We start from the raw sequence: 5,017 nt of genomic DNA on the forward strand, positions 1-5,017 counted from the left end.
GTATAGAGCAATAATAATTTCATTTTCTGAAGCGCCTGCCAGATGTAGATGGATAGTGAAATTTTCTGACTATTGCGTATAGAGCAATAATAATTTCATTTTCTGAAGCGCCTGCCAGATGTAGATGGATAGTGAAATTTTCTGACTATTGCGTATAGAGCAATAATAATTTCATTTTCTGAAGCGCCTGCCAGATGTAGATGAGTAGTGAAATTTTCCGACTATTGCGTATAGAGCAATAATAATTTCATTTTCTGAAGCGCCTGCCAGATGTAGATGAGTAGTGAAATTTTCCGACTACTTATCACCTTCAATATTTTGAAATTTTTGTTGTTCTCGGTAAACCAATTACTGTATTTTTAACAAAGAAAAATATATCTATTCCCAAAGGATAATTTTTAAAATTAGTTTCCCATTCTGAGTAGAAAAATTCTGGTAAACCGGAGATAGAGATTGTTGTTTCTCCTAAAATTCCAGGTCCCGTTAATATTACTTTCTCCCCTAATTCTAAATCTAATCCTTGCACAAATAAAGTAGTTGATTTTTCCGGTTCTTCTGCCGTTCCATGATAAAAATTTGAAAATTTGGGAATAGCATTAATATGCTTAATTATCGCAAAATCCGCAACTTGAGAATTATCCGTAAAACTACAACCTGTATGAAACAATAACCAAGCTTTTACATCTTGCTCAAAATCTGAACTTAACCAAACTTTTGTTTCTAAATCTAACATTGTTAAACAGGCAGCAGCACAACCTATATTTAAGTCTGATGGTGGAGCTAAGTTGATATTAATTTGTTGCTGTTTTCCTGGATAAGATAAAGCATTGAGTAGCGTCCGAAAAGTTGTTTGAGAATCATATACAATATTTGAAAATCCTGGTATTTTTGTAGTCATAGAAAAATTTTTAGAGTTGATAGTAATGTTTGGAAAATATTTATTTATCTCTAGTTTTATTCTACTATTTCGTTATTTTACAACGAATAATTTTCTACTTTAACTGGCTTAATACTTTGAATATTATACCAATTTCATAAAATGTTGCTGCATTCAATTTGTGGTTTAGGTGGAACACAGAAACAGAAATATCTTAATAGTTTTGCAGAATATTTTACTTGAACTAACTATCCATGCATAAATTTAGTCTTATACCATTTATCAAAAGTAATGATTTAGCATGAAAACTGATTTATACTTAGGGTTTGCTGATTAAATCTCAAAGTATTTAATAGTCAAGGCACTTACCTTTTTTGGGTCGAAAAAAGTGCACCTGTTTCAGCTCCAATCCCTCAAAAAGTTAGCATAAAAGACAGAATAATTGCAGATCCCTCAAAAAGTTAACATAAAAGACAGAATAATCTTGACAGAAAATATCCGACTACCTCCTAATTAATTCTCTATTCCTCCTGACTACTTTCTACTACCTTACTCCCCTACTCCCTTACTCCCTAAAAATACTTTTTCAGCAAACCCTACTTAGATATTTTTTCCGAACTCCCTAATACCAATTTTATAAATCTTTGCCACAAATAGCTGGGGATTTTTTTATGAGTCAGGTAGGGGAGTCGGATTGGCAATGAACAGGAGTCAAAAGTTAGAATAAATAGGGTTTGCTGAATAAGTCTTTTAGTAAGGGGGAGGAGTCAGGAGTCAGGAGTCAGGAGAAAAGGGAGTTATAGAGTAGTTATTTAGAAGAATAGTCCCTTAATTTTTCTGCCTTGCGTTACCCTAAAATGCTCGCTTTCTCGGTTGATATAGCCGAAAAGCTGGTACTTTTTCCAGACCTAAAATTGCTAAAACCTCTATCCATCAATGTTTTGATATTTAATCAGCAAACCCTAAATAGCTTTTATACCATTCTAGTTACCCTGTTTTCAAGGAATACTAATTACTTGCACATTTAACTTTTTCTGAAAATTTTATAGTTGTAAACTACTACCATATTTTTAATATAAATAACACCTAATACCAAATTTCACAAAGGTTCTGACTTGTAAATTTATCATTCCTACTAATAGGACAAAACCTGATAGCAATATTTTAAAATTTCCATACAATATAATGATCTAAATAAAGTTTATCAAAATAATTGGGTCGCTACACCCCGCCTTTTAAGACGAAATGTTTTTGGAGGGTTGCTCTATATCCCCGTTGCAAAAACAACTTCTAACTTCTGACTTCAATCATCTCCTCTTGCAAGGGTAAAGAAATTAACTTTTGTAGCCTCTGTTTGACATTGTTGAATTTCTTTTTTGCGACTTGCTTCTGCTTCAAGAAATTCAATAACTATAGACTGCACAATATCATGCCATTCTGGAAGTTGCATTAAACCATCGCACAATGCAGCAAGTTCCGCATGACGATAAGATCGCCCTGCTACATAACCAAAACCTATAACCTCCTCTATCTTTACAGTACAACGAGTAATAGTCATCTCACCCAGATTAAAAACTTGTCCTGTACCTCCAGCACGACCTCGTACCATTGTCAGACCTATTTCTGGTGGCCTAATAAAACTGTATTCAGGTAAAGTACCTATTTCTGATACTTTTGTCTCTAACTGGTCTAAATTACCCTTGGCCAGGGTTGCCATCCACTTCTGTCGCATTTCCATTTGAATGTCCATATTGTAGCTTGAAGTCAACGTCCGGTACTTCACTTAACCATTCTCTCTATCTAAAATCTAAATCGTATTTAATGTTACGATATGTTACGATAAAGGAGTGGTTATTAAATATTTTGGCTGCGGGACTCGCAGTGTCAGCGCCAGTCGCTCATGGGGGAGACCCCCTTTGGCGGCGCTGTCTTGTCTGTGGAGCGCGCCTTTAGACCCGAAGGGATTAAATCCCGGAAGGCGGGTGCATTGTTAGCGCAGCTCCTCTGTAAAGAGGCAGCAGAAAGCCCCTATTAGTGATATTAGGGAATCCCGCGCTGTATCGTGAGAGCAGCGTCGGGAAGATGTCAAAATCCTCACCTGCAGTATTTTAAATGAAAACTGTAGGTATTTGAGATTTTCTGATAATCCCCACCTAACCGTATTTTGAAATTAGGAATGTGGATATTTTCAATTTTGAATTTTTGATTTATTGAACAAGGTGAATTTATGCCATTTTCAATCGATACAGCCCGCAATATTTTTCCTAACACCTTATCTGCTGATGCAGTGCCAGCGACAATTGCCAGATTTAATCAGTTAAGTGCTGAAGACCAACTAGCTCTCATTTGGTTCGCCTACCTGGAAATGGGTAAAACAATTACAATTGCTGCTCCAGGGGCTGCCAATATGCAGCTTGCAGAAATAACTATGAATGAGATTAAGCAAATGAGTTTTCAGGAGCAAACCCAAGTCATGTGCGACTTGACTAATCACTCTGATACTCCAATTTGTCGTACTTATGCTACTTGGTCTCCAAATATTAAGTTAGGCTTTTGGTATCAGCTTGGAGAATGGATGTATCAAGGAATTGTTGCTCCTATTCCAGAAGGCTATAATCTTTCTGCTAATGCTTCTGCCGTATTAGGAACTATTCAAGGATTAGACTCTGGTCAGCAAATCACTGTTTTGCGGAATTGTGTAGTTAATATGGGATTTGATGTCAAAAACTTGGGTAGCTATACCAGGGTTTCTGAGCCTGTTGTTGCACCAAAAGATATGGCACAGCGAAGTAAAGTCACTATTCAAGGTATTGATAATCCTACTGTCTTGAATTATATGAATAACTTGAATGCCAATGACTTTAATGCACTGATTGAGTTATTCACTCCTGATGGTGGACTTCAGCCTCCTTTCCGCAGACCAATTGTCGGTAAAGATGCTGTTTTACGCTTTTTCCAAGAAGAATGTCAAAATCTCAAGTTAATCCCAGAGCAAGGAATTTCTGAACCTGCTGATGATGGTTATACTCAGATTAAAGTTACTGGTAAATGTCAAACTCCCTGGTTTGGTGCTGGTGTAGGTATGAATATTGCTTGGAGATTTTTGCTTAATCCAGAAGGTAAAATATTCTTTGTAGCGATCGATTTGTTGGCTTCTCCTAAAGAGTTGTTAAATTTGGCTCGGTAGAAATAGACATTAAGGTATCATAGCAATTGAAGCTAATTTTAGCTAAATCGCCGAGAAGCCTCGCACCATAATCTTCGATTTGGAATGATGCGATTTGGGGGAAAATTCCTAACTATTCTTGCTGTCAAAGCTGAGAAAGCTGGGCAGAAAACAATAGCTGTGAATCCCAATGGTACAAGCCAAGATTGCTCAAATTGTGGTGAAAAGGTTTCAAAAAAATTATCAGATAGAGTTCATTCGTGTCCGCATTGTGGCATTGTAATGTGTCGCGATCAAAATGCTGCCAGAAATGTAAAACACAGGGCGGTAGGGCATTCCGTCCTTAAAGCTCGCTCTTGTCCGACGGGGTACCGGGACTGAGAAACGAGAAGCCCACACTATAGCGTCAGCAAGCGTGTGGGAGTATGTCACGAAAGTTATTTAATCCTACGAAAACTAAAAATCAATAAATTTTAAAGAGTGCTCCTCAAACAGAGCGCTCTTTTTTTTGAAAATATAAAGGTCTATATGTTATGATTAATAATTACATAAAAAATCATAATCAAAATAGATTTTAAGTAAAGATGATGCAGATTACTGATATTGAGTGGTCTACAACAGAAAAAAAGATTGCTCAAGCAGCTTTGGAAAAAGCTAAGGAACGAGAAATAAATGCTTTACTGGCAACAGTTCGCCAACAGGCAAGTGGAATTCAAGAGTTTAATGACTTATGGCATCTGCATGATTTTCTCAGTGCGAGAAGATATGATTTAGATGGAAAGTACGACTCCAGAAATGCAACTGTAATTTTTTCTCTGGCTGGTTTAGTTAAAGAGGGATGGTTGAAGATTACTGAGCTAGAAGGCTTGGATCGAGAAAAGATTACAAAAGTATCTGCTATGACTCGGATGATCTAATACTATTCCATCTAACAATAGTATAAATTAAGGGCGGGTGATGAAATGAGCTTTGCT

General features: G+C 36.5%; 5 protein-coding genes. 3 read left to right on the forward strand and 2 right to left on the reverse strand.

All coding sequences use genetic code 11. The annotated features are described in order from the left end of the window. Positions 1-310: 310 nt before the first annotated feature. Positions 311-898, reverse strand: coding sequence for a phosphonate C-P lyase system protein PhnH (gene phnH / locus F6K22_RS31270; protein WP_293107236.1), 588 nt, complete (start codon positions 896-898; stop codon positions 311-313). Positions 899-2,180: 1,282 nt separating this feature from the next. Beyond that, positions 2,181-2,627: a phosphonate C-P lyase system protein PhnG gene (gene phnG, locus F6K22_RS31275; RefSeq protein WP_293107238.1), complete on the reverse strand. Its 447-nt coding sequence runs from the start codon at positions 2,625-2,627 to the stop codon at positions 2,181-2,183. Between the two features lie 477 nt (positions 2,628-3,104). Here phnG and F6K22_RS31280 point away from each other — a divergent pair, with 477 nt between their 5' ends. The 3 genes from F6K22_RS31280 to F6K22_RS31290 all read left to right on the forward strand — a co-directional run bounded on the left by F6K22_RS31280 (position 3,105) and on the right by F6K22_RS31290 (position 4,960). Then, positions 3,105-4,064 carry an orange carotenoid protein N-terminal domain-containing protein gene (locus F6K22_RS31280; protein WP_293107241.1) on the forward strand — a complete coding sequence of 320 codons (960 nt, stop codon included), beginning with the start codon at positions 3,105-3,107 and terminating at the stop codon, positions 4,062-4,064. Between the two features lie 87 nt (positions 4,065-4,151). Next, a complete protein-coding gene (locus tag F6K22_RS31285; protein WP_363274827.1) occupies positions 4,152-4,424 on the forward strand; it encodes a zinc ribbon domain-containing protein in 273 nt (90 codons plus the stop codon). Positions 4,425-4,627: 203 nt separating this feature from the next. Beyond that, entirely contained in the window at positions 4,628-4,960 is a 333-nt protein-coding gene (locus tag F6K22_RS31290; protein WP_293107244.1) for a hypothetical protein, read from the forward strand. The last annotated feature ends 57 nt before the right edge of the window (positions 4,961-5,017 follow it).

Source organism: Okeania sp. SIO2F4 (assembly GCF_010672385.1).
Lineage (GTDB): Bacteria > Cyanobacteriota > Cyanobacteriia > Cyanobacteriales > Microcoleaceae > Trichodesmium.

What these genes read in the sequence shown, in the direction of transcription:
- F6K22_RS31280 (WP_293107241.1), top strand. Translation starts at nt 3,105, where the DNA reads ATGCCATTTTCAATCGATACAGCCCGCAATATTTTTCCTAACACCTTA.
- F6K22_RS31290 (WP_293107244.1), top strand. Translation starts at nt 4,628, where the DNA reads ATGATGCAGATTACTGATATTGAGTGGTCTACAACAGAAAAAAAGATT.
- F6K22_RS31285 (WP_363274827.1), top strand. Translation starts at nt 4,152, where the DNA reads ATGCGATTTGGGGGAAAATTCCTAACTATTCTTGCTGTCAAAGCTGAG.
- phnH (WP_293107236.1), bottom strand. Translation starts at nt 898, where the DNA reads ATGACTACAAAAATACCAGGATTTTCAAATATTGTATATGATTCTCAA.
- phnG (WP_293107238.1), bottom strand. Translation starts at nt 2,627, where the DNA reads ATGGACATTCAAATGGAAATGCGACAGAAGTGGATGGCAACCCTGGCC.